This window comes from Streptomyces sp. CA189 (assembly GCF_056428985.1).
This window is the reverse complement of the sequence record NZ_JBWJVM010000056.1, coordinates 38,861-59,530: the sequence shown is the minus strand read 5'-3', so window position 1 is coordinate 59,530 and position 20,670 is coordinate 38,861. Positions and strand designations below refer to the sequence as shown.

The 20,670-nt window shown below is 70.0% G+C and carries 22 protein-coding genes, 2 rRNA genes and 1 pseudogene; 11 read left to right on the top strand and 14 right to left on the bottom strand.

Annotated features, from left to right (window positions below; translation table 11 throughout):
• The 3 genes from AC061S_RS31365 to AC061S_RS31355 form a co-directional block, all read left to right on the top strand.
• Positions 1-95, top strand: a 23S ribosomal RNA gene (locus AC061S_RS31365); the annotation flags it as partial.
• A 73-nt stretch (positions 96-168) separates the two neighbouring features.
• Positions 169-286, top strand: a 5S ribosomal RNA gene (gene rrf, locus AC061S_RS31360).
• 146 nt (positions 287-432) lie between these two features.
• Positions 433-990 (top strand): GNAT family N-acetyltransferase, encoded by a 558-nt coding sequence (locus AC061S_RS31355; protein ID WP_478689256.1) that lies wholly within the window; start codon positions 433-435, stop codon positions 988-990.
• On the opposite strand, the pseudogene AC061S_RS31350 reads toward AC061S_RS31355, so the two are convergent.
• From AC061S_RS31350 to AC061S_RS31315, 8 genes and pseudogenes are all read right to left on the bottom strand, one after another.
• Positions 987-2,431 (bottom strand): annotated as a pseudogene (locus AC061S_RS31350) (P-loop NTPase family protein). The gene AC061S_RS31355 and the pseudogene AC061S_RS31350 overlap by 4 nt on opposite strands.
• 2 nt (positions 2,432-2,433) lie before the next feature.
• Positions 2,434-3,849 carry an ATP-binding protein gene (locus AC061S_RS31345; protein WP_243339410.1) on the bottom strand — a complete coding sequence of 472 codons (1,416 nt, stop codon included), beginning with the start codon at positions 3,847-3,849 and terminating at the stop codon, positions 2,434-2,436.
• A gap of 19 nt (positions 3,850-3,868) precedes the next feature.
• Positions 3,869-5,431 (bottom strand): SCO6880 family protein, encoded by a 1,563-nt coding sequence (locus tag AC061S_RS31340; RefSeq protein WP_478689255.1) that lies wholly within the window; start codon positions 5,429-5,431, stop codon positions 3,869-3,871.
• Positions 5,428-6,735, bottom strand: a complete 1,308-nt coding sequence (locus AC061S_RS31335) for a hypothetical protein (RefSeq protein WP_478689254.1) — start codon at positions 6,733-6,735, stop codon at positions 5,428-5,430. The genes AC061S_RS31340 and AC061S_RS31335 overlap by 4 nt, the downstream gene beginning before the upstream one ends.
• On the bottom strand, positions 6,725-7,534 hold the full coding sequence (locus AC061S_RS31330; protein ID WP_478689253.1) for a hypothetical protein: 810 nt from the start codon (positions 7,532-7,534) through the stop codon (positions 6,725-6,727). The genes AC061S_RS31335 and AC061S_RS31330 overlap by 11 nt, the downstream gene beginning before the upstream one ends.
• A gap of 85 nt (positions 7,535-7,619) precedes the next feature.
• On the bottom strand, positions 7,620-7,928 hold the full coding sequence (locus tag AC061S_RS31325) for a hypothetical protein (RefSeq protein WP_031145169.1): 309 nt from the start codon (positions 7,926-7,928) through the stop codon (positions 7,620-7,622).
• A 382-nt stretch (positions 7,929-8,310) separates the two neighbouring features.
• Positions 8,311-8,601, bottom strand: coding sequence for a hypothetical protein (locus AC061S_RS31320; RefSeq protein ID WP_478689252.1), 291 nt, complete (start codon positions 8,599-8,601; stop codon positions 8,311-8,313).
• 206 nt (positions 8,602-8,807) lie between these two features.
• On the bottom strand, positions 8,808-9,641 hold the full coding sequence (locus AC061S_RS31315) for a pentapeptide repeat-containing protein (RefSeq protein WP_478689251.1): 834 nt from the start codon (positions 9,639-9,641) through the stop codon (positions 8,808-8,810).
• A gap of 99 nt (positions 9,642-9,740) precedes the next feature.
• On the opposite strand from AC061S_RS31315, the gene AC061S_RS31310 reads away from it, so the two are divergent.
• The 4 genes from AC061S_RS31310 (at position 9,741) to AC061S_RS31295 (ending at position 13,330) form a co-directional block, all read left to right on the top strand.
• On the top strand, positions 9,741-10,349 hold the full coding sequence (locus AC061S_RS31310) for a LysE family translocator (protein ID WP_478689250.1): 609 nt from the start codon (positions 9,741-9,743) through the stop codon (positions 10,347-10,349).
• Positions 10,350-10,398: 49 nt separating this feature from the next.
• Positions 10,399-11,211: a thioesterase family protein gene (locus AC061S_RS31305; protein ID WP_478689249.1), complete on the top strand. Its 813-nt coding sequence runs from the start codon at positions 10,399-10,401 to the stop codon at positions 11,209-11,211.
• A 156-nt stretch (positions 11,212-11,367) separates the two neighbouring features.
• Entirely contained in the window at positions 11,368-12,405 is a 1,038-nt protein-coding gene (locus AC061S_RS31300; RefSeq protein WP_478689248.1) for a C40 family peptidase, read from the top strand.
• 211 nt (positions 12,406-12,616) lie between these two features.
• On the top strand, positions 12,617-13,330 hold the full coding sequence (locus AC061S_RS31295; protein WP_478689247.1) for a phosphatase PAP2 family protein: 714 nt from the start codon (positions 12,617-12,619) through the stop codon (positions 13,328-13,330).
• A 141-nt stretch (positions 13,331-13,471) separates the two neighbouring features.
• On the opposite strand, the gene AC061S_RS31290 is transcribed toward AC061S_RS31295, so the two are convergent.
• Together AC061S_RS31290 and AC061S_RS31285 are read right to left on the bottom strand one after the other, a co-directional pair.
• Positions 13,472-13,705 carry a hypothetical protein gene (locus AC061S_RS31290; RefSeq protein ID WP_478689246.1) on the bottom strand — a complete coding sequence of 78 codons (234 nt, stop codon included), beginning with the start codon at positions 13,703-13,705 and terminating at the stop codon, positions 13,472-13,474.
• 109 nt (positions 13,706-13,814) lie between these two features.
• Positions 13,815-14,036, bottom strand: a complete 222-nt coding sequence (locus tag AC061S_RS31285; RefSeq protein ID WP_478689245.1) for a hypothetical protein — start codon at positions 14,034-14,036, stop codon at positions 13,815-13,817.
• Positions 14,037-14,181: 145 nt separating this feature from the next.
• Between AC061S_RS31285 and AC061S_RS31280 the strand changes: the two genes are divergently transcribed.
• Complete coding sequence (locus AC061S_RS31280) at positions 14,182-15,021, top strand: SCO4651 family lipoprotein (protein ID WP_478689244.1); 840 nt, start codon at positions 14,182-14,184, stop codon at positions 15,019-15,021.
• A gap of 166 nt (positions 15,022-15,187) precedes the next feature.
• Entirely contained in the window at positions 15,188-15,343 is a 156-nt protein-coding gene (locus AC061S_RS31275) for a hypothetical protein (RefSeq protein ID WP_478689243.1), read from the top strand.
• A 15-nt stretch (positions 15,344-15,358) separates the two neighbouring features.
• Here the strand turns inward: AC061S_RS31275 and AC061S_RS31270 are convergent, their stop codons facing one another.
• Entirely contained in the window at positions 15,359-15,745 is a 387-nt protein-coding gene (locus AC061S_RS31270; RefSeq protein ID WP_478689242.1) for a metal-sensitive transcriptional regulator, read from the bottom strand.
• Positions 15,746-15,939: 194 nt separating this feature from the next.
• On the opposite strand from AC061S_RS31270, the gene AC061S_RS31265 reads away from it, so the two are divergent.
• Together AC061S_RS31265 and AC061S_RS31260 are read left to right on the top strand one after the other, a co-directional pair.
• Positions 15,940-16,560, top strand: coding sequence for a DUF47 domain-containing protein (locus AC061S_RS31265; RefSeq protein ID WP_327253576.1), 621 nt, complete (start codon positions 15,940-15,942; stop codon positions 16,558-16,560).
• A 5-nt stretch (positions 16,561-16,565) separates the two neighbouring features.
• Positions 16,566-17,564, top strand: coding sequence for an inorganic phosphate transporter (locus AC061S_RS31260; RefSeq protein ID WP_266907254.1), 999 nt, complete (start codon positions 16,566-16,568; stop codon positions 17,562-17,564).
• Positions 17,565-17,756: 192 nt separating this feature from the next.
• Here the strand turns inward: AC061S_RS31260 and pstB are convergent, their stop codons facing one another.
• The 3 genes from pstB to pstC are packed head-to-tail and all read right to left on the bottom strand — an operon-like array spanning position 17,757 to position 20,634.
• Complete coding sequence (gene pstB, locus AC061S_RS31255) at positions 17,757-18,533, bottom strand: phosphate ABC transporter ATP-binding protein PstB (protein ID WP_478689241.1); 777 nt, start codon at positions 18,531-18,533, stop codon at positions 17,757-17,759.
• A 29-nt stretch (positions 18,534-18,562) separates the two neighbouring features.
• Positions 18,563-19,645: a phosphate ABC transporter permease PstA gene (gene pstA / locus AC061S_RS31250; protein WP_478689240.1), complete on the bottom strand. Its 1,083-nt coding sequence runs from the start codon at positions 19,643-19,645 to the stop codon at positions 18,563-18,565.
• Positions 19,645-20,634: a phosphate ABC transporter permease subunit PstC gene (gene pstC, locus AC061S_RS31245; protein WP_327253572.1), complete on the bottom strand. Its 990-nt coding sequence runs from the start codon at positions 20,632-20,634 to the stop codon at positions 19,645-19,647. Before pstC ends, pstA begins: the two co-directional genes overlap by 1 nt.
• Positions 20,635-20,670 lie beyond the last annotated feature (36 nt).

The window sequence follows — 20,670 nt, the reverse complement described above, 5'->3', positions numbered from 1 at the left end:
AAGGCTCCCAGTAGACGACTGGGTTGATAGGCCAGATGTGGAAGCCCGGTAACGGGTGGAGCTGACTGGTACTAATAGGCCGAGGGCTTGTCCTCAGTTGCTCGCGTCCACTGTGTTAGTTCTGAAGTAACGAACTGTGTCATATCCGGTTGGTTAACTTCATAGTGTTTCGGTGGTCATAGCGTTAGGGAAACGCCCGGTTTACATTCCGAACCCGGAAGCTAAGCCTTTCAGCGCCGATGGTACTGCAGGGGGGACCCTGTGGGAGAGTAGGACGCCGCCGAACAATCATTGTGGGAAAGCCCCGCACCAACCCTTATAGGGTTCGGTGCGGGGCTTTTCTGCGTTTACGGGCCCTTTTGGTTCCCTGGGCCTCTGTGGTGGGGAAACTCGGATGAAGCCGGGCCGGCCGGCTCGTTAGGATCCCGAGGTATGAACGAGTACGTGATACGCCCTATCCGGGCTGAAGAGTGGGACAAGGTGAAGGAGCTGCGGATCGCGGCTCTGCGGGATCCGGCCGCGCCGGTGGCCTTCCTGGAGACCCTTGAACACGGTGAGGAACAGACCGATGAGTTCTGGCAGCAGCGGGCTGCCGGGGGCGCGGCAGGGCGAAGCGTCCGGCAGTTCGTGGCCGAGGGGCCTGATGGGGTGTGGGCCGGGACGGTGACCGTCCTCGTGGAGGTGGCTGGCACGACCGACATCTTCGATGGGGAGATCGAGCAGGCCCAGGGGCACCTCGTGGGTGTGTTCGTCCGGCCTGGGCAGCGGGGGACCGGGCTGACCGAGAAGCTGTTCGCGGCCGCGCTGGAGTGGGCCTGGGGGCTGGAGGAGCCGGCGCTGGCTCGCGTACGGCTCTTCGTGCACGAGGAGAACACGCGGGCCGGGGCGTTCTACCGGCGGTTCGGGTTCGTGCCCAGCGGGACGGTCGTGCCGATGCCGACCGACCCGTCCGCGAAGGAGCTGGAGTACGTGTTCCCGCGGCCCGCTTAGCGGGCGGCTACGGGGAGGTCCGCTTCCGGCCAACGGGAGCGGGCCTGTTCACGGCTGCGGCACAGGGCGACGAGGGGGAGCGTCGTGTCCTGGAGCAGCTGCGGCAGTTGGGGGATCGGGGCCACGGCGGCGACGTCCTCGAAGACCAGGGTCAGTGGTGGGTCGAGCCGACCGTCGGATGACCGTGCGGCCATGCGGCTGCCGTGCTCGACCACGCTCGAGGCGAGTGCGGTCAGCAGTGGCATCGCACCCGGGTGGGCACGGGGGTCTTCCAGGGGTTCGCCCACCACGTAGAGGGTGCCCCCTTCGGAGACGAACGATGCGAGGGCGAGGGAATCGGTTCGGTTCGGGGTGCAGGATTCCCGGATGTGGATCGAGGAGAGGGCCGTCAGGGCGCGGGCCGTGAGGTGTTGGGCCTGTTCGCGGCGGTCGGGGTGGGCGGTGAGCGCGCTCTCCAGTTCGCCGGCCGCGCCGGGGGCGGCCGTCGCCGCCTGGGGGTGGGTGCGGAGGATGCGGACCGGCTCCTGGGCGTTGGTGCCCTGGGCCCAGCGGTGCAGCTGCTTGAAGGGGCGGTCGTCCAGGGCGGCGGCCTGGAGCCAACTACGCAGGAGCGTTTCCGCGGTGTCCGCGATGGCGGAGTCCATACGGGCCTGGGGGCGGACCGGGGCGAGCAGCGCGATGGCGCGGGCGGCGGCGGTGGCGCGGTCCGTGCAGCCTTCTGTGGGGCTCCAGTGGATGCGGGCCGGGGTGTCGCAGAGGTGGGAGGGGTCGTAGAGGAGGACGGGGCCCAGTTTGGAGCGGGCGTCCTTCGTGTTCGACCAGAGGGCGGGGGAGGACGTGATCACGAGGATCGCGCCCTGTGCGGCTGCGATGGCCTCTGCGGCTGTGGTGGTTCGGGCGTGGGGTGGGGCGTAGGTGAGGCGATGGGTTTGTGGCGGGGGTACGGGTACCGGGCTTGGGGCGTAGCCGAAGCCGTAGCGGTACGCCTCGTCCGTGGGGGAGGGTGCGGCGCCGTTGCCGGGGGCCTGCCCCCGGACCCCCGCGCCTCAAACGCCGGCGGGGCTGGATGTGGCTGCTGGGCCTTCTGGCGGTGGCGGGATTTTGTGCGGGCGACGATGCCCAGGGTGAAGATCGCCAGGACCAGGAAGATCAGCAGCTGGCTGATGAACAGGCCCCAGAAGAGGCCCCAGTTGGAGAGGGCCTCGGGGGGTGTGTCCGGCCAGGCGGCCGGGATGTTCTGGGGTTGAGCTATCAGCGAGCGGACCGCGGTCGGGGTGCGGGTGAAGGTGACCTCGCTCGGCCAGGCGCCCTTCGTGAAGAAGGCCGCCAGGCCGGTGGACGTCCAGGTGAGGACGGCCAGGCCCAGGAGGAAGGCCAAGAGGCCTACCAGGAGGCCGTCCGGGATGCCGCCTTGGGGGCGCTGGTCCGTGCTGTTGGGCATGGTCAGGCCACCGTGGTCGCCGAGCCGCCGGCGTTGCGGTGGCGTTCCATCAGGAGGGCGCGCTCCTCTGTCTCCAGTTCGGCGGCGAGGAGGTCGTCGGGCAGGCGGTGCTGGACCGAGGATTCGGTCATGGCACGGTCGGTGAAGACCAGGGGGCGTTCGGCTTCGGTGATCAGGTGTTTGACGACCTGGACGTTGCCGTTCACGTCCCAGACCGCGATGCCGGGGGTCAGGGTCGGGATGATTTCCACCGCCCAGCGGGGGAGGCCCAGGACGCGGCCCGTGGCGCGGGCCTCGTCCGCTTTCTGGGCGTAGATCGTGCGGGTCGAGGCCATTTTGAGGATCGCCGCCGCTTCGCGGGCCGCCGCGCCGTCCACTACGTCCGAGAGGTGGTGGACGACCGCTACGAAGGACAGGCCGAGGCGTCGGCCGAACTTGAGGAGGCGCTGGAACAGCTGGGCCACGAAGGGGCTGTTGATGATGTGCCAGGCCTCCTCGACGAGGAAGATGCGCTTCTTGCGGTCCGGTCGGATCCAGGTGTGTTCCAGCCATACGCCGACGATCGCCATCAGGATCGGCATGGCGATGGAGTTGCGGTCGATGTGGGAGAGGTCGAAGACGATGAGGGGGGCGTCGAGGTCGATGCCTACGGTGGTCGGGCCGTCGAACATGCCGCGCAGGTCACCGTCGACCAGGCGGTCGATGACGAGCGCGACGTCCAAGCCCCAGGCGCGGACGTCGTCTATGGCGACGTTCATCGAGAGGGCCGACTCGGGTTCCGGGTGGCGCAGTTGTTCGACGATGTCCATCAGGACCGGTTGGCGGTCGCGGATCGTTTCGACCACGTAGGCGTGCGCGACCTTCAGGGCGAAGCCCGAGCGTTCGTCCAGGCCGTGGCCCATGGCGACTTCGATGATGGTTCGGAGCAGCGCGAGCTGGCCCGTCGCGGTGATCGCCGGGTCGAGGGGGTTGAGGCGGATCCCGTCGTCGTTGGCGGCGATGGGGTCCAGGCGGATGGGGGTTATTCCCAGCTGCTGGGCGATGAGGTTCCACTCGCCGACGCCGTCCTCGCCCTGGGCGTCCAGGACGACGACCTGGCGGTCCCGGAAGCGGAGCTGGCGTAGGACGTACGTCTTTTCCAGGGCTGATTTGCCGTTGCCGGACTCGCCCAGGACCAGCCAGTGGGGGGCGGGCAGTTGTTGGCCGTACAGCTGGAAGGGGTCGTAGATGTAGCCCTTGCCGCTGTAGACCTCACGGCCGATGATGACGCCGGAGTCGCCGAGTCCGGGGGCGGCCGTGGGGAGGTAGACGGCCTGTGCCTGGCCCGTGGACGTGCGGACGGGGAGTCTGGTGGTTTCCACCTTGCCGAACAGGAAGCTGGTGAAGGCGTCCGTCAGGGCGGACATGGGATCTCGCATGGGCGGCCATTCCCTCCAGCTAGCGTCGGATGCCGGTGGCGAACGGCAGGGTGTTGACGAAGGCGCGGTGGTGCTCGCGGTCACACCATTCGAGCTTCAGGTAGGACTTGCCCGCCGAGGCGCGGATGGTGCGCTTGTCGCGGGCAAGGGCTTCGGGGGAGCGGGAGGAGACCGTGATGTAGCCGACCAGGTTGACCCCGGCGGCGCCGCTCGCGAGGTCTTCGCCGCGCTGGTCGAGCCGGCCGTGCGCGGCGATGTCGCGGGGGTCGACGGTGCGGTTCATCTTGGCGGCGCGGCTGGCGTCGGCCTCGTCGTTCGTCTTCTCGGTGAGCATGCGCTCGATGGCGATCTCGGTGGGTTCCAGGTCCATGGTGACGGCGACCGTGCGGATGACGTCGGGGGTGTGGACGAGGAGCGGGGCGAGGAAGTTCACGCCGACCGGGGTCATCGGCCATTCCTTGACCCAGGCGGTGGCGTGGCACCAGGGGGCGCGGGTGGAGGACTCGCGGGTCTTGGCCTGGAGGTAGGTCGGTTCGACCGCGTCCAGTTCGGCGGGCCAGGCGTTGCGCTTGGTCATCGCCTGGATGTGGTCGATGGGGTGGTCCGGGTCGTACATGGAGTGCACGAGGGAGGAGAGGCGGCCCTGGCCCAGCGGCTGGCGGACGCGGATGTCCGCCTCGGCGAGGCGGGCGCAGATGTCGGTGAGCTCGCGGGCCATGACGATGGCGAGACCGGCGTCGCGGTCGACCCTGCGGCCCTTCTGGGGGGTGGCAGCGCGGGCGATGGTGTGGGCCTCGGCGGCGAGTTCGCGGGTGAAGTGGATGCAGGCGACGAGGTACGCGCGGTGCTGCTCGGAGGAGGTCGACACCATCGACTGGAGCTGGTCGTACGAATCGCGCAGCCAGACGGGGGCGTTGGTGTCGCCGCGGGCGGCCACGTCCTTGTCGTGGGCCTCCGGGTCGGCGGGCAGGGTGCGTACGAGCATCTGGAGGCGGGTGACGAAGCCGTCGCCGTTGGCCACGTGCTTGAGGAGGGTGCCGAAGCGGTCCACGAGGGCCTCTTGGTCCTCGCTGTCGCGCAGGCCCACTCCGGGGCCCTCGATCTCGATGGCGGCGGTGACGGTTCTGCGGTCCGCGTGGAGCAGGACGGCGATTTCGTCGGGGCCGAAGGGGGCGGCGAGCCAGTTGATGCGGCCGATGCCGGGGGGCGGGCCGACCTCGACCTCGCGGCCGTCGGCGGCGCGGATGCCCGCTTCCATGGAGCCGGAGCGGAACGTCGTGCCGCGGCGCAGGGTGCGCTTGTAGCTGCGGTTGATCTCGAACCAGCGGTAGAAGGTGCGGCCGCGGTAGGGGACGTAGACGGCGGCGAGGGCGAGCATCGGGAAGCCGGCGAGGGAGGCGATGCGCAGGGTGAGGGAGGGGACGAGCAGTCCGCTCATCATGCCGAGGAACGCGCCGACGATGATCAGGGCGATCTCGCCGGTCTCGCGGTTCTTGCCGACGATCGCGTTCGGCCGGGCCCGGCCGATGAGATACGTGCGGCGGGGCGTGACCGGGTGGAGCTGGTGGGACTGGGTCGTCACCGCCCGTCACCTCCTGTGTTCCTCGTGCTGGAGCCCGTACGGGGCGGGGGTGCGGCGGCGGGGCCGCCGCTGTTTCCGCCGCCGGAGCCGCGGCTGCTGTGTGCGGCCATGCCTCCGGAGATCTGGTTGGCGTCGCCGCCGGCGCGGTGGGCGCCGCCGCCGCCGCTGTTTCCGCCGCCGCGGCTGCTGTGGGTCTTGATTCCCTGGGAGACGAGGGAGGCCGGGGAGCTGATGACGGCGGCCGCCTGGGCGCCGTCGGTGGCCTTGCTGCGGTTGGTGCGGGCGGAGGCGATCTCGTCGCCGAAGCCGGGGACGAAGCGGTAGATCATCGCGGAGGCGAAGATCGCCAGGAGGATGATGGCGAGGCCGGAGACGACCGCGGAGAAGGCGTTCGGTCCCTTGTCGCCCGCCAGGGCTCCGGCGAGGCCGAGGACGATGACGATGACCGGCTTCACGAGGATGACGGCGATCATGATGCCCGCCCAGCGGCGGACGTGGCCCCAGAGGTTGCGGTCGACGAGGCCGGCGTAGACGACGGTGCCGAGCAGGGCGCCGACGTAGAGGAGCGCGGCGCGGATCACGAGCTCCAGGCAGAGGATGCCGGCGGCGAGGACGGTGACGAGTGCGACGACGATCAGCATGATCGGGCCGCCGCCGATGTCGTCGCCCTTTTTGAGGGCTTCGGCGAAGGAGCCGAAGAAGACGTCGGTCTGGCCGCCGGTGGCCGAGGCGATGACCTCGGTGACGCCGTCGGTGGCGGAGACGACGGTGTAGAGGATGAGGGGGGTGAAGGCGGAGGCGAGGACGGTGAGCCAGAGGAAGCCGATGGCTTCGGACATGGCGGTGGCGAAGGGGACGCCCCGGATGGCTCGTTTGGCTACGGCGAAGAGCCAGAGGATGAGCGTGAGGATGGTGGAGGCGGCGAAGACGATGGCGTACTGCTTGAGGAAGGCGCCGTTGGTGAAGTCGACGTTGGCGGTGCCGTTCACCGCTTTGCTGAGTTCGCCGACGATCCAGGCGGCGGCGTCGGCGCAGCCCTTTGCGAGGGAGGAGAGGGGGTTGAGGGCGTCGGTGGGGTCGCTGGGTGCGAGGCCTGCGCCGGGGGCGGGGGCGGAGCCGTCGCGTTCGCAGTAGTCCTTGGCCGGACCCGAGATCAACCCGCAGGGGTTGCTCGGGCTGGGCAACGGGGCTGGCGGCGGTGTCGGAGCGGCCGTCGCGCGGGCGGCGAAGAGGATGACGGCGGTTTGAACGGCTGCTGCCGTGGCACCGATGCCGCGGAGCGGCAGCTTGCGGCTACCGGGCATAGGTGAAGCCTCCGAACTCGGTGACGGCGCGGCCGATCTCGTCTGCGGTGGACACCGGGTTGTCGCCGGTCACGGGGGTAGGACCGTCCCTCTGCGCGGTCTCGAGGACCTTCCAGTCGGACCCGTTCCACTTCAGTGTCAGGGAGATGGTGAACCAGCCGCTGGTCACGGGGCGGGTGGACTTCTCACCGGTCAGGCCGAACATGCCGATGCACCAGACCTCGACCGAGGCGGTCCCGTTGGAGAAGCTCTTGACCTTGGCGCCGGCCGGAACGGTCCGGTTGACGAACGTGGAACCCGTGGGCGCGAGGCCGTCTTTGGTCAACCCGATCTGCGAGAGCAGACCGGGCGAGTAGTCGGCGTCGAAGCCGCTCTGGAGCTTCGTCCTGGTGCTGTCGTCTGCGACGGCGTCGACGATGGCGTGTCTGCGCACAGAGTTGAACATGCCGTCAGAGCCGAGTGCCACGGCGTAGTTCGATGCTGCGGACTGGGCTCCCTGCTGATCCTGCGGGAAACCGGAAGGCACCCCGGACGCCTTGCCGTCCACTGGGGCCACGCCCGTGGCGGCCGTGGGGTTGGCGGTCGGCGGCTTGTCCGGGTTGGCCGGGTCCTCGGGGGTGCGGGACTGGTTGGCGAAGGCGATGGCTGCGATGAGGAGGACCACTACGCCGACGACTGTGATCAGGCCTCGGGGGGTGCGGCGCGGTGGGGCGTACGGGTCCGTGGGCTCCGGGAAGCGGGTACGGGTCTGGCCGGTGCCGCCGACCTCGCCGCCACCGTATTGGTCGTCGGTGCTCATTCGGTGTTCGCCCCCTCCGCGTCGTACGACGGTAGCGCTGGTATCCGCGCAGGCGCGGCGTGGTGAGTCCTCATCAGAGCTCGGGCTAGACGGCCATTCCGTAGACGATCGTGAAGAGGGTGCCCAGTGAGCCGATGATGAAGACGCCCGTCAGGCCGGCCACGATGAGGCCCTTGCCCTGTTCCGCGCTGAAGGTGTCGCGCAGTGCGGTGGCGCCGATGCGCTGCTTGGCCGCGCCCCAGATGGCGATGCCCAGGCAGAGCAGGATCGCTACGGCCATGACCACTTCGATCATGATCTTCGCTTCGTTGCCGAGACTGCCGAACGGCCCCCAGTTCGGGGCGATTCCGCCGATGATGGTGGTGATGTCGCCCTTTTCGGCTGCCAGGATCATGTAACTCACCGCCCCTGTATGGGTAGTTCCGGTAGCCCGTGCCCGGACGGCAGGGGTCACGCTCTATCTTCCCTGATGAAACCGCCGTCGGATGTCGACTTGACTGCTCTCTTTACCCGATCCGTCGCCCCGGGTGCCGTTCATATGTCCTGACCTGGGGTCGGGCGGCGTGTGGGGGAAAGAACGTATGGTCACTCTGTGTATCACGAGGGGTGACTGCGGGCAACGATTGCCGTCTCGGTGTGCTCGGTGGTCGTCGCGGGGGCGCCGTTTGGCGCAACGGGGCGTGGTTCGTTCGACCATACCGATGATGTTTTCCGACATTCCGTCAGTCGGTCGACGCCGGTGCCGCGCCGGGCGCGGCACCCGCGGGGGGTCCGGGCTACGGGACGAAGATGTTCGAGGTGAACGGGGCGAAGCGGGTCTCGCCCGAGTGGATGACGCCGATGACCGGCCCGGTGCACCAGCGGCCGCTGGTGATGAAGACGGGGCTGTCGGTGTGGTTCGTGACCGCGGCGGGGCCGTTGTGCAGGATGCAGCCGGACGGTTCGTGGACCGTGTGGCCGTTGATGACCAGTTCGCCCGAGGACGCGTGCGCGGAGCCGCCGAGGCCGAGGACGAGGGTGGCGGCGGCCGCGAGGGTGCCGAGGGTCGTGGTCAGTGGTCGTCGCATGGTGGGGGGAGTCTCCAGTGGGCCGGTAGGTGACGATCATCTTCCGGTTCTGTGGCTCACCGTATGGGGCGGATAGCGGATGGTGACGCCCGTCGGGGGGCGCGTGGATGCGCTAGGGGCGCACAAGTGTCCGGTGTGCGCCGCCAGTCGCCGAGTCGGTTTGGAGTCGGCTTCGAATCGGACCTCGGGCGGACCCGAAGCCGCTCCTACGGGAGCCAGTGCGCGGGGCGGGTGAGGTTGGGCGGGATGCGGGTCGCGGCGTTGCCCCGGGCCGCGTTCAGCTGGGGCTGGGTGAGGAAGAGGGCCTCGCGGAGGTCGGCGTCGCGCAGGTCGGTGTCGCGGAAGTCCGCGCCGATCAGGTCGGCCGTGCGCAGGTCCGCGCCGCTGAGGTCGGCTGCGATCAGGTAGGCGCCGCGGAGGTTGGCGCCGCGCAGGTCCGCGCCGGGGAGGCGGGCGCCCATCAGGTCGGCGCCGCGGTGGTTCTTCCTGCGGCCCGCCACCTTGGCCCGTACGAGCTCGCTGGTCTTGAGGAGCAGGGTGTTCACCTCCTGGCGCAGCGGGGTGATGTCGAACTCCGTGAGGGCCTCCGGGGTCGCCGCGGTCCACTCGGTGGTGTCGGCCAGGGCGGTGCGCAGCTGCGCGTGGAGCGGGCGGGCGGCGGGGAGGGCGAGGGCCTCGGAGAGGTAGGAGAGCAGCTCGTGCAGGCTCCGCATCACCGGGAAGGCCGTGAACATCGCACGGGCCGTGCCGGGGTGGGTGCGCCAGTCGCGGCCGCCGAAGGTGACCTGGGAGACCTGCTGGCCGGCGCCGAAGCAGTCGAAGACGGTGCAGCCCTGGAAGCCCTGGTCGCGCAGCCCGGTGTGGATGCCGCAGCGGAAGTCCTGCCGGAGGTTCTTGCAGGGGGTGCCGGCGGACTTGTTCACGGCGAAGTCGCTGGACTTGGAGAAGGGCAGGGCCACGCAGCAGAGCGCGAAGCAGTTGGCGCAGTCCGCCTGGAGGAGCGGGAGCGGAGCGGGGGCGGCGGGAGGAGGCTTGGGCACGTCCCCATTGTCTCCCCTTGGGGGAGTTGGGTGGTCGTCGGGTGCCCGGGGCGCGGAAAGCCCTTGATCGTTGTGGGCGGGTCCGGGGAGCATCGCCGTATGACCGAAGTGATCGCAGTAGCCGTCATCACCTTCCTCGCCGTCATCAGTCCCGGCGCGGATTTCGCCATGGTCGTCCGCAACAGCTACCTCTACGGGCGGCCCACCGGGCTGTTCGCGGCCGCGGGTGTCGCGGCCGGGGTGCTGGTCCACGTCTCGTACACGATGCTCGGGGTCGGTCTGCTGATCGCCTCCTCCGCCGAGCTGTTCACGGTGATCAAGCTCGCGGGCGCCGCGTACCTGGTGTGGATCGGGATACGGACCTTCCGGGCGCGGGCCGAGCTGACCGTGGACCTGGAGGAGAAGGGCGGGCTGACGCCGTTCGGGGCGCTCAGGAGCGGTTTCCTGACCAACGTGCTCAACCCGAAGACCACCCTGTTCGTCGTGTCCACCTTCACGCAGGTGGTCGGGCCGGGGACCCCGGTGTGGCAGCAGGTCGGGTACGGGCTGTTCATGTCGGCGGCGCACCTGGGCTGGTTCGGGGCGGTCGCGCTGTTCTTCTCCAACTCCCGGCTGCGCGACCGGATGCTGAAGGCGCAGAAGGCGCTGAACCGGGCCATCGGCTCGGTCCTGGTGGGGCTCGGGGTGGGGCTGGGCTTCGCCCGCTGAGGGGGCGGGGGCTGGCGGTCGCCGGTTACCACTCGGTAGCGTGGCGGCCATGGGTGCCGAGGGCAAGGTCAGTGATGTAGAGGGGTTCTACGAGCGGATCGACGTGGGGCGGTTCCTGGCGAGCGGCTACACGCGCGGACCGTGGGATCCCGGCGCGCAGCACGCCGGTCCGCCGGCCGCGCTGCTCGGGCGGGCGATCGAGGAGCGGCCGGGCGGGCGGGACGACATGCGGATCGCCCGGATCACTTACGAGATCCTGCGCCCGGTGCCGATCGGCCCGTTGGAGCTGACGACCAGCGTGCTGCGGGCCGGCCGCGGCACCGAGGTGGTCGAGGCCGCGCTCGCCCCCGCCGGGGCCGCGCCCGTGATGCTGGCGCGGGCGCTGCGGATCCGGGTGGCGGGGGAGTCCGTGCCGTCCGTCGTGCCCGGGCCGGAACTGCCGCCGCCCGGGGAGGTGGGGCTGACGCCGTTCTTCCCGGTGCCGTGGGAGACGGGCTACCACTCGGCGATGGAGAGCCGGTTCACGCGGGGCGCGTTCGTCGAACTCGGTCCCGGGACCTGCTGGATGCGGATGCGGGTGCCGCTCGTCGCCGGGGAGGAGCCCCGGCCCCTGGACCGGGTCCTGGTCGCGGCGGACTCGGGCAACGGCATCAGCTCCGTCATGGACTTCGGGCGGTACGTCTTCGTCAACGGCGACCTGACCGTGCACCTGCACCGCCATCCGGCCGGTGAATGGGTGTGCGTGGAGGCTCGTACGAGCGTGGACGCGGCGGGCATCGGGCTGGCGGACGCACGGCTGCACGACGAGAAGGGCCCGATCGGGCGGAGCGTGCAGAGCCTGTTCGTGGCCCCGAGGGGGTAGAGGGGCCGAGGAGCCCAAGTAACTCGTATCGTCGTATGAGTTCACCCGTACGCCGGGGTCCGTGCTCCAAGTGCCCGTGGTGCGGCGGTTCCTGTGGCGGTTCCCCGGCGGGATGATTCGACACGGGGTGGCGCAAGCCCCGGGAAAAACCGTTCGATGGGGGAAGGTTGGCGGGTGCGCAGACTCTGGGTGGTCGGTGGAATCAGCTTCGGGGCGTGCCTGTGCTTTCTCGCCCTGCTCGTGGTCGGTACGTACTCGGCGGCCGCGGGCATCGCGACCGGCGCCGGCGGGCGGGCCGGCGGGCTCGCGAAGGGGGCCGTGCCGGGGAAGTACCAGTCCCTCGTCCAGAAGTGGGGCAACCTCTGCCCGACGCTGACCCCGGCGCTGCTGGCCGCCCAGCTCTATTCGGAGAGCGGCTGGAACCCGGGCGCGGTGAGCCCGGCCGACGCGCGGGGCATCGCGCAGTTCATCCCGGGGACCTGGGCCACGCACGGCGTCGACGGGGACGGCGACGGGGACCGTGACATCTGGGATCCGAACGACGCGATCCCGTCGGCGGCTTCGTACGACTGCGAGCTGGCGCGGTACGTGTCCAAGGTGCCCGGCGACCCGGTCAAGAACATGCTGGCCGCCTACAACGCGGGGCCCGGCGCGGTGAAGCAGTACGGGGGCGTCCCGCCGTACCGGGAGACCGAGGGGTACGTGAAGACCATCACGACCCTCGCCAAGAGCTTCGAGGCCCCCATCGGGCGGGTGGCGCCCTCGCAGCAGGCCGCCGGGGCGATCTACTTCGCGCAGAAGCAGCTGGGGACCCCGTATCTGTGGGGCGGGAACGGGACGCCCGAGCAGGGCGGGCGGTTCGACTGCTCGGGGCTGACCAAGGCCGCGTACGAGTCGGTGGGGATCGATCTGCCGCGCGTGGCGAACGACCAGTACAACGCCGGTCCGCATCCCTCGCGCGCGGAACTGCTGCCGGGGGACCTGGTGTTCTTCTCCGACGATCTGACGAACTCCCGGGAGATCCGGCACGTCGGGCTCTACGTGGGCGGCGGGTACATGATCAACGCCCCGTTCACCGGAGCCGTGATCCGCTTCGACAAGATCGACACGCCCGACTACTTCGGCGCGACGCGCGTGACGAAGGACGGCGCGGAGGCGCTGCCCCGGCGCGAGGGCGTTGGCAACACAGCGTGAAGCGAAGGCCCTGAGCTGCGACGATGAGTCACTCTTCGATAACGTTGGGGTGATCATTCGGTGGAGAGTGGAACGTAGCAGCCAGAACGGGCGTTCCATGGTCACTGGGGCAGGACGAGCGGAAGCGCCGGATTGATCACCGGGGGCGAAGGGCCGCACATCGGGGTGCGGCCGTACGGGTACCAAGGCAAGGGCAAGGGGCCGCATCACCATGGCTGGACTCACAACAGGTGGGCCGAACGTGGATGTAAGCCTGCTGTACGAGATCAACGGACTGGCGCGGCAGGCCCCGGAGTGGCTGGACCGGACGGTCGCGCTCCTGGGCGAGTACGGGATCCTGCTGGCCCTCGTCCTCCTGGTGCTCTGGTGCTGGCGCGGAGCGCGCCGGCAGGACGAGCCCGCCGCCGTCGAGTCCTTCACCGCGCTCGTGTGGGCCCCGCTCGCCGCCGGGGCCGCGCTGCTCCTCAACATCCCGCTGCGGGAGTTCGTGGGCCGGCCGCGGCCGGCCGCGCAGCACGGCGGGGTGGAGGTGCTGGAATCCGGCGCCGGGATCGGCGACAGCGCCTTCTCGTTCGTCAGCGACCACGCGACGCTCGCGATGGCGCTCGGCGTCGGCCTGTTCGTCGCCCACCGCAAGCTCGGCTTCATCGGGATCGGGCTGGCCCTGGCGGAGGGGTTCACGCGGGTCTACATGGGCCTGCACTATCCGACCGACGTCATCGGGGGGCTCGCCCTGGGCACCGCGGTGGTGCTGCTGCTCGCGCCGCTCGCGATGGCGCTGCTGACCCCGGCGGTGCGGGCCGTGGCCCGGTCCCCGCGGCTGGGCGTACTGGTCCGGGCACGCGACCGCGTGGTGGCCCGGCCGGTGGACCTCGCGGCGACGGAGCCGGCGGGGCGCGGGCACGAGAGCGACCTCGCCGCCTGAGGCGGTGCTCCGGGCGGTGCCCGGAGCCTCAGCCGATGCGGCACGAGTCCCAGACGGTCAGCGCCACGGCGACCAGCAGGCACAGCGCCGCGGCCCCGAAGCAGACGCGGACCGCGGTCGGACGGGAGCGCGGGGGCGGGGTCACGGATCGCCGCCGGGGTCCGTGCCTTCGGCATCCGCGTCGGTGCGCCGGTAGTGGGAGCGCAGCCACAGGCCGGTCGCGGTGGCCGCGGCGGTGGTGACCCCGATGGCCAGGGCGACGTCGCCGGGCCCGTCGGCCGTGCCCAGGGGGCTGGCCCGGGCCGGGGTGGCGGGGGCAAACGCGATCAGCAGGGCCCAGAGGAGGGCGGCGAGTCGTGGCGCGGGTCCGGGCATGAGACAAGGGCATCCGCTCCCGGGCGCGCCGGCCAGCCGGGCCGTCCGATCGGGCGAACCGGGGGCGGGCGGGGTGCCGGGGCCGGGGCCCGTCGCGGGCCGTCCCGGGCTACTGCGCGGCGTGGCCGGTGGCGTCCTTGCGGGCCAGATCGCGGGAGCGGCGGGCCGCGCCGCGCCAGCCGCACGTACAGACGGCCAGGCTGAACGAGCCGCGGTCCGAGGTGCTGGTGGTGTGGCCGACGGGCGGTGTCCCCGCCGGGCCCGAGGGGTCGCGGGGCAGCGGTACTGCGGCAAGCGGAGGGACGAGAGTCGCTTCGGTGTGCGGTTCCACTCCACCAAGGTACCGGGCCGGGGGCGGGTGGGGCACTGGCCCGGGGCGAGGAGTGCGCGGCCGTGACGGGAGGCCCGGGACCTCGTTAAGCGGAGCGGGTGGGGCCTCGGGCAAACAGCGGTCACGCGTTGGGGGTTGGCAGGCGATGGTGGTGCACCAGCACAGGCGGAGGCGGCGACGCGCGGGTCGGGTCGCGGTCGCGGTCGGCCTGGCCCTGACGGTGGCGGCGTTGAGCGGGTGCGGTGGCGACGCCGTCGCGGGCGACGACGCCCGGCCCGCCGACGACCCGGCGGCGGCGGTCCGCGGAGCCGCCGACGCGCTCCTCAGGACCGGGAGCGCGCAGACCCGTACGGCCATGGAGATGGCGACAGGCGGCACCCGGGTCACGATCCGGGGCGAGGGCGGGGTCGACTTCAAGAACCGGATGGGGCAGCTGCTCGTCATGCTGCCCGACGACGCCAAGGGCAAGGCCGAACACCGGCCCATCACCGAACTCCTGGTGCCCGGCGCGCTCTACATGAAGAACCGGGGCGCGGGCGTCCCCGACGACAAGTGGGTCCGGGTCGACACGACGGCCCTCGCCGACGGGAACCTCGTCACCGGCGGGGCCACCGACCCGATGGCCGCCGCCGAGCTGCTGCGCGGGGCGCAGGAGGTGACGTACGTGGGCGAGACCGAGGTGGCCGGGACCAAGGTGCGGCACTACCGGGGTACGACCGATATCGCGCGGGCCGCGGCGCAGGCCTCACCGGCGGTGAAGGGGGCGCTGGAGGCGGCGGCGAAAGGGTTCAGCAAGGGCGCGGTGCCGTTCGACGCCTACCTCGACTCCGAGGGCCTGCTGCGGAAGGTCCGCCACCGCTTCACTTACGTCAACAAGGGCGTGATCGATGTGTCCTCCACCACGCTGCTCTACGGCTTCGGGACCCCGGTCACCGTCGTGCTGCCGGCGGAAGGGGACATTTATGCCGGGAAGATCGCCGATTAGCCGGCCGGAGCCCCCGGGGGCGGCGCGATCGGGCCATGGCCGGCCATCGGTCCCCTGTGAGGGGGCCGGAAATGGTCCATCCGTGTCATGCGCGCCGCGCCGTGCGCTCCCTACGCTGAGAAGCCGAGTGCCGGCGACCGGACGACGGCAGATTGAGGTGACACGCGTGACTCCCGCAGGCGGTTCGACGGTGCAGGACCTCGTGGCTCTGGCCGAGATCGAACTGTGCGGAGAGCTGATCATCGCGGCGTCGGCCGTGGCCGAGGACAGGCTCAGCCAGGACCGGATCGACGAGGTGCTGATGGGCGTGTGGTCGGGCTGACCGCCGCTCCCCGGGTCAGGTGCGCAGCAGTCGGGCGATCGCCTTCGTCGCTTCCTCGACCTTGGCGTCGATCTCTCCCCCGCCCTTGAGGGCCGCGTCGGCGACGCAGTGCCGCAGGTGCTCCTCCAGGAGCTGGAGCGCGAAGGACTGGAGCGCCTTCGTGCTCGCCGAGACCTGCGTGAGTATGTCGATGCAGTAGACGTCCTCGTCGACGAGGCGCTGGAGGCCGCGGATCTGGCCCTCGATCCGGCGCAGCCGCTTGAGGTGCTCGTCCTTCTGGTGGTGGTAGCCGTGCACCGCGCCGGCGCCCGTGTCCGTGGCCGGGGCCGGGGCCGTATCCGCGCCCGTGGCCGTGTCCGCGGCCGTGGTGGCTCCGGAGCCCTCCGCCTGGATGGCAGTCATGCGTCCTCCCGTGGTCCGGAATGGGGGACCTATACCCCTCATGGGTATAGGGTACCGGCCCCCGGCCGCAGGGGCAGGGGGCCGTCGTCCTCACTCTGCCTGATGGAGGACACTGGGGAACTGCCGGTTAGCCGTGGCCGGGGGATGCGCCTAGCATCAGCCTGACCGAATCCAATGCACCCCGAGGACCTCACGTGCGATTTCGTCTGACCCCCAGGGAGACGAGCTTCTACGACATGTTCGCCGCATCCGCGGACAACATCGTCACGGGCTCCAAGCTCCTCATGGAACTGCTCGGAGCGGACTCCTCCGCCCGGGTCGAGATCGCGGAGCGGATGCGGGCAGCGGAGCACGCGGGAGACGACGCCACGCACGCGATCTTCCACCAGCTCAACTCCTCCTTCATCACACCGTTCGACCGCGAGGACATCTACAAGCTGGCGTCCTGCCTCGACGACATCATGGACTTCATGGAGGAGGCGGTCGACCTGGTCGTCCTCTACAACGTGGAGGAGCTTCCCAAGGGCGTCGAGCAGCAGATCGAGGTACTGGCGCGCGCGGCCGAGCTGACCGCCGAGGCCATGCCCCACCTGCGCACGATGGAGAACCTGACCGAGTACTGGATCGAGGTCAACCGCCTGGAGAACCAGGCCGACCAGATCCACCGCAAGCTGCTCGCCCAGCTCTTCAACGGTAAGTACGACGCCATCGAGGTGCTGAAGCTCAAGCAGATCGTCGACGTGCTCGAAGAGGCGGCCGACGCGTTCGAGCACGTCGCGAACACGGTGGAGACCATCGCGGTCAAGGAGTCCTGAACCTCGTGGACACCTTCGCTCTGGTCGTGACCATCGGTGTCGCGCTCGGCTTTACGTATACGAATGGTTTTCACGACTCGGCGAACGCGATCGCGACCTCGGTCTCGACCCGTGCGCTGACCCCGCGCGCCGCGCTCGCGATGGCCGCGGTCATGAACCTCGCGGGTGCCTTCCTCGGCAGCGGGGTCGCCAAGACGGTGAGTGAGGGTCTGATCGAGACGCCCCACGGAAACCGGGGCATGTGGATCCTCTTCGCGGCGCTCGTCGGCGCGATCGTGTGGAACCTGATCACCTGGTACTTCGGCCTGCCCTCGTCCTCCTCGCACGCGCTGTTCGGCGGCATGGTGGGCGCGGCGCTGGCGGGCGGCACCGAGGTGCTCTGGTCGGGCGTGGTCGACAAGGTCGTCATCCCGATGTTCATCTCGCCGGTCGTCGGCCTCGTCGTCGGCTACCTGGTGATGGTCGCCATCATGTGGATGTTCCGCCGCGCCAACCCGCACAAGGCCAAGCGCGGGTTCCGCATCGCGCAGACGGTCTCGGCGGCCGGCATGGCGCTCGGCCACGGCCTGCAGGACGCGCAGAAGACCATGGGCATCGTGATGATGGCCCTGGTCATCGCCGACGTGCAGAACGCGGGCGACTCGATCCCGGTCTGGGTCAAGATCGCCTGTGCCGTGATGCTCTCGCTGGGTACGTACGCGGGCGGCTGGCGCATCATGCGCACCCTCGGCCGCAAGATCATCGAGCTGGACCCGCCGCAGGGCTTCGCGGCGGAGACCACCGGTGCCTCGATCATGTTCGGTTCGGCGTTCCTCTTCCACGCGCCGATCTCCACCACCCACGTGATCACCTCGGCGATCATGGGTGTGGGCGCGACCAAGCGGGTGAACGCGGTCCGCTGGGGCGTCGCCAAGAACATCATCCTGGGCTGGTTCATCACCATGCCGGCCGCGGCGCTGGTCGCGGCGCTCAGCTTCTGGGTGGTCAACCTCGCCTTCGTGTGACCGTCCGAGTCGTCGTACGGACACCAGTGAGCCCCGCCGGATCGGAAGATCCGGCGGGGCTTTCGTCTTCCCCGCATCCGGGTCGGCTCAGGAAAAGAAGCGGGCCGGCTCCCCCCACCCAGGGGGAGCCGGCCCTTTCGCCTTGCGGTGGCACCGCCATGCAGCACCGCAGGACGCTGTTCACATCCCGGTTTAGCCGAAGCGGCCCGAGATGTAGTCCTCGGTCGCCTGCACGGACGGGTTCGAGAAGATCCGGTCCGTGTCGTCGATCTCGATCAGCTTGCCGGGCTGGCCGACCGCGGAGAGGTTGAAGAAGGCCGTGCGGTCGGAGACGCGCGCCGCCTGCTGCATGTTGTGCGTGACGATGACGATCGTGAAGCGCGCCTTGAGCTCGCCGATCAGGTCCTCGATGGCGAGGGTGGAGATCGGGTCGAGGGCCGAGCAGGGCTCGTCCATCAGCAGGACCTGGGGCTCGACCGCGATGGCGCGGGCGATGCACAGGCGCTGCTGCTGGCCGCCGGAGAGGCCGGAGCCGGGCTTGTTCAGGCGGTCCTTGACCTCGTTCCAGAGGTTGGCGCCCTGGAGGGACTTCTCGACGATCTCCGCGAGCTCGGACTTCTTGAAGGAGCCGTTGAGGCGCAGACCCGCGGCCACGTTGTCGAAGATCGACATGGTGGGGAAGGGGTTCGGGCGCTGGAAGACCATGCCGACCGTGCGGCGGACCGCGACCGGGTCGACACCGGGGCCGTACAGGTTCTCGTCGTCCAGCAGCACCTTGCCCTCGACGCGGCCGCCGGGGGTGACCTCGTGCATGCGGTTCAGGGTGCGCAGGAAGGTGGACTTGCCGCAGCCGGAGGGGCCGATGAAGGCCGTCACGGAGCGGGGCTCCACGGTCATCGAGATGTCGTCGATGGCCTTGTGGGTGCCGTAGAAGGCGGACAGTCCGCTGACGTCGATTCGCTTTGCCATGAGGGGTCACTTCGCTTTCATGAGTCGCGTCAGCGACCGGTCTTGGGGGCCTTCCAGCGGGCGATGCCGCGAGCCACCAGATTGAGGATCATGACGAAGGCGATCAGGACGAGCGCTGCGCCCCATGCCCGGTCGTAGGAGGCTTCACTGCCGACCTTGTACTGCTCCCAGATGTACAGGGGGAGCGAGGACTGGGCACCTTCGAAGGGGTTGTTGTTGATCAGCTGGGTGCCGAAGACCAGCAGCATGATCGGGGCGGTCTCACCCGCGATGCGGGCCACGGCCAGCATCACGCCGGTGGCGATGCCGCCGATGGCCGTGGGGAGCACGACCTTGACGATCACGCGCCACTTCGGCACACCGAGGGCCAGGGCGGCCTCGCGCAGCTCGTTCGGGACGAGCTTGAGCATCTCCTCGGTGGAGCGGACCACGACGGGCATCATCAGGATCGACAGGGCCAGGGATCCGGCGAAGCCGGAGGGGCCGAAGCCGAGCATCAGGGTCCATGTCGTCAGGATGAACAGACCCGCGACGATGGAGGGGATGCCGGTCATGACGTCGACGAAGAAGGTGACGGCCTTGGCGAGCGGGCCCTTGCCGTACTCGACCAGGTAGACGGCGGTCAGCAGGCCGATGGGGGCCGAGATCGCGGTGGCCAGGGCGACCTGCTCGATGGTGCCGAGCAGGGCGTGGTAGACGCCGCCGCCGGGCTCGAAGCTGGTCACGCCGTTCATCGAGTGGCTGAGGAAGTCCCCGTCGAGGACCTTCATGCCGCGGCTGATGGTCGTCCACAGCAGCGAGAGCAGCGGGGCGAGGGCGAGGACGAAGCAGACCCAGACGACGGAGGTCGCGACCCGGTCCTTGGCCTGGCGGCGGTTCTCGACGATCGAGCTGGCCGTGTACGTGATGATCACGAACAGGGCGGCCGCGAGCAGACCCCACTGGATCTTGCTGTGGAGGCCGAAGAGGGCGCCGAGGCCGGAGCCGAGGGCGGCCGAGAGGACGGCGATGCCGGCCGGGGCCCAGCGGGGCAGGTGGCCCTGCGTCAGGCTGCTGGGGGCGGCGGACTTGGCGGCCCGGGAGGGGCGCCGGTCCTGGAGTGCGTGGCTCATCAGGCGTTCGCCCCCGAGAAGTCCTTGCGACGGGCGATGATCAGCCGGGCGGCGCCGTTGACCAGCAGGGTGAGCAGGAAGAGCACGAGACCGGAGGCGATCAGGGCGTCGCGGCCGAACTCGTTGGCCTCGTCGAACTTCGCGGCGATGTTCTGCGCGAACGTGCCGCCGCCCGGGTCCAGGATGTGGCCGGAGATCAGGAAGCTCGGGGAGAGGACGGTCGCGACGGCCATCGTCTCGCCGAGCGCGCGGCCGAGGCCGAGCATCGAGGCGGAGATGACTCCGGAGCGGCCGAAGGGCAGCACCGACATGCGGATGACTTCCCAGCGGGTCGCGCCGAGGGCCAGTGCGGCCTCCTCGTTCATGCGCGGGACCTGCAGGAAGACCTCGCGGCTGACGCTGGTCACGATCGGCAGGATCATGATCGCGAGCAGGATGCCGACGGTGAAGAGCGAGCGCGCGACGCCGACCTGGGTCTTGTCGAAGACGTAGGTCCAGCCCATGTACTCGTCGAGCCAGAGGTTCAGCCCGGCGAGCTGCGGGACGAGGAAGAGGGCGCCCCAGATGCCGTAGATGATCGACGGCACGGCGGCCAGCAGGTCGACCACGTAGGCGAGGGGTGCGGCCAGCTTGCGCGGCGCGTAGTGCGAGATGAAGAGGGCGATGCCGACGGCGATCGGAACCGCGATGGCCATCGCGATGATCGAGCTGACGACGGTGCCGAAGAGCAGGACGGCGATGCCGAAGACGGGGGGGTTGGCCGACGCGTTCCAGTCGAACGTGGTGAGGAAGTTGCCCTCGTTGTCGGCCAGCGCGATGGAGGCGCGGTAGGTGAGGAAGACGGCGATCGACGCCATGATCACCAGGAGCAGGATGCCGGAGCCCTTGGAGAGGCCCGCGAAGATCTTGTCACCGGCGCGGCCGGTGGACCTTCCGCTCTTGGAGACGGGCGGAGCCGTGTCTATCTGGGTGGGTGTGGTGGAAGCCATGATCTTTCCGGTCTGGATGGGGGGCAGGCCCCCTGG

What these genes read in the sequence shown, in the direction of transcription:
- AC061S_RS31295 (WP_478689247.1), top strand. Translation starts at nt 12,617, where the DNA reads ATGGCTGGACTCACAACAGGTGGGCCGAACGTGGATGTAAGCCTGCTG.
- pstC (WP_327253572.1), bottom strand. Translation starts at nt 20,634, where the DNA reads ATGGCTTCCACCACACCCACCCAGATAGACACGGCTCCGCCCGTCTCC.
- AC061S_RS31310 (WP_478689250.1), top strand. Translation starts at nt 9,741, where the DNA reads ATGACCGAAGTGATCGCAGTAGCCGTCATCACCTTCCTCGCCGTCATC.
- pstA (WP_478689240.1), bottom strand. Translation starts at nt 19,645, where the DNA reads ATGAGCCACGCACTCCAGGACCGGCGCCCCTCCCGGGCCGCCAAGTCC.
- AC061S_RS31320 (WP_478689252.1), bottom strand. Translation starts at nt 8,601, where the DNA reads ATGCGACGACCACTGACCACGACCCTCGGCACCCTCGCGGCCGCCGCC.
- AC061S_RS31355 (WP_478689256.1), top strand. Translation starts at nt 433, where the DNA reads ATGAACGAGTACGTGATACGCCCTATCCGGGCTGAAGAGTGGGACAAG.
- AC061S_RS31290 (WP_478689246.1), bottom strand. Translation starts at nt 13,705, where the DNA reads ATGCCCGGACCCGCGCCACGACTCGCCGCCCTCCTCTGGGCCCTGCTG.
- AC061S_RS31335 (WP_478689254.1), bottom strand. Translation starts at nt 6,735, where the DNA reads ATGCCCGGTAGCCGCAAGCTGCCGCTCCGCGGCATCGGTGCCACGGCA.
- AC061S_RS31280 (WP_478689244.1), top strand. Translation starts at nt 14,182, where the DNA reads ATGGTGGTGCACCAGCACAGGCGGAGGCGGCGACGCGCGGGTCGGGTC.
- AC061S_RS31330 (WP_478689253.1), bottom strand. Translation starts at nt 7,534, where the DNA reads ATGAGCACCGACGACCAATACGGTGGCGGCGAGGTCGGCGGCACCGGC.
- pstB (WP_478689241.1), bottom strand. Translation starts at nt 18,533, where the DNA reads ATGGCAAAGCGAATCGACGTCAGCGGACTGTCCGCCTTCTACGGCACC.
- AC061S_RS31325 (WP_031145169.1), bottom strand. Translation starts at nt 7,928, where the DNA reads ATGATCCTGGCAGCCGAAAAGGGCGACATCACCACCATCATCGGCGGA.
- AC061S_RS31300 (WP_478689248.1), top strand. Translation starts at nt 11,368, where the DNA reads ATGGGGGAAGGTTGGCGGGTGCGCAGACTCTGGGTGGTCGGTGGAATC.
- AC061S_RS31305 (WP_478689249.1), top strand. Translation starts at nt 10,399, where the DNA reads ATGGGTGCCGAGGGCAAGGTCAGTGATGTAGAGGGGTTCTACGAGCGG.
- AC061S_RS31270 (WP_478689242.1), bottom strand. Translation starts at nt 15,745, where the DNA reads ATGACTGCCATCCAGGCGGAGGGCTCCGGAGCCACCACGGCCGCGGAC.
- AC061S_RS31345 (WP_243339410.1), bottom strand. Translation starts at nt 3,849, where the DNA reads ATGCGAGATCCCATGTCCGCCCTGACGGACGCCTTCACCAGCTTCCTG.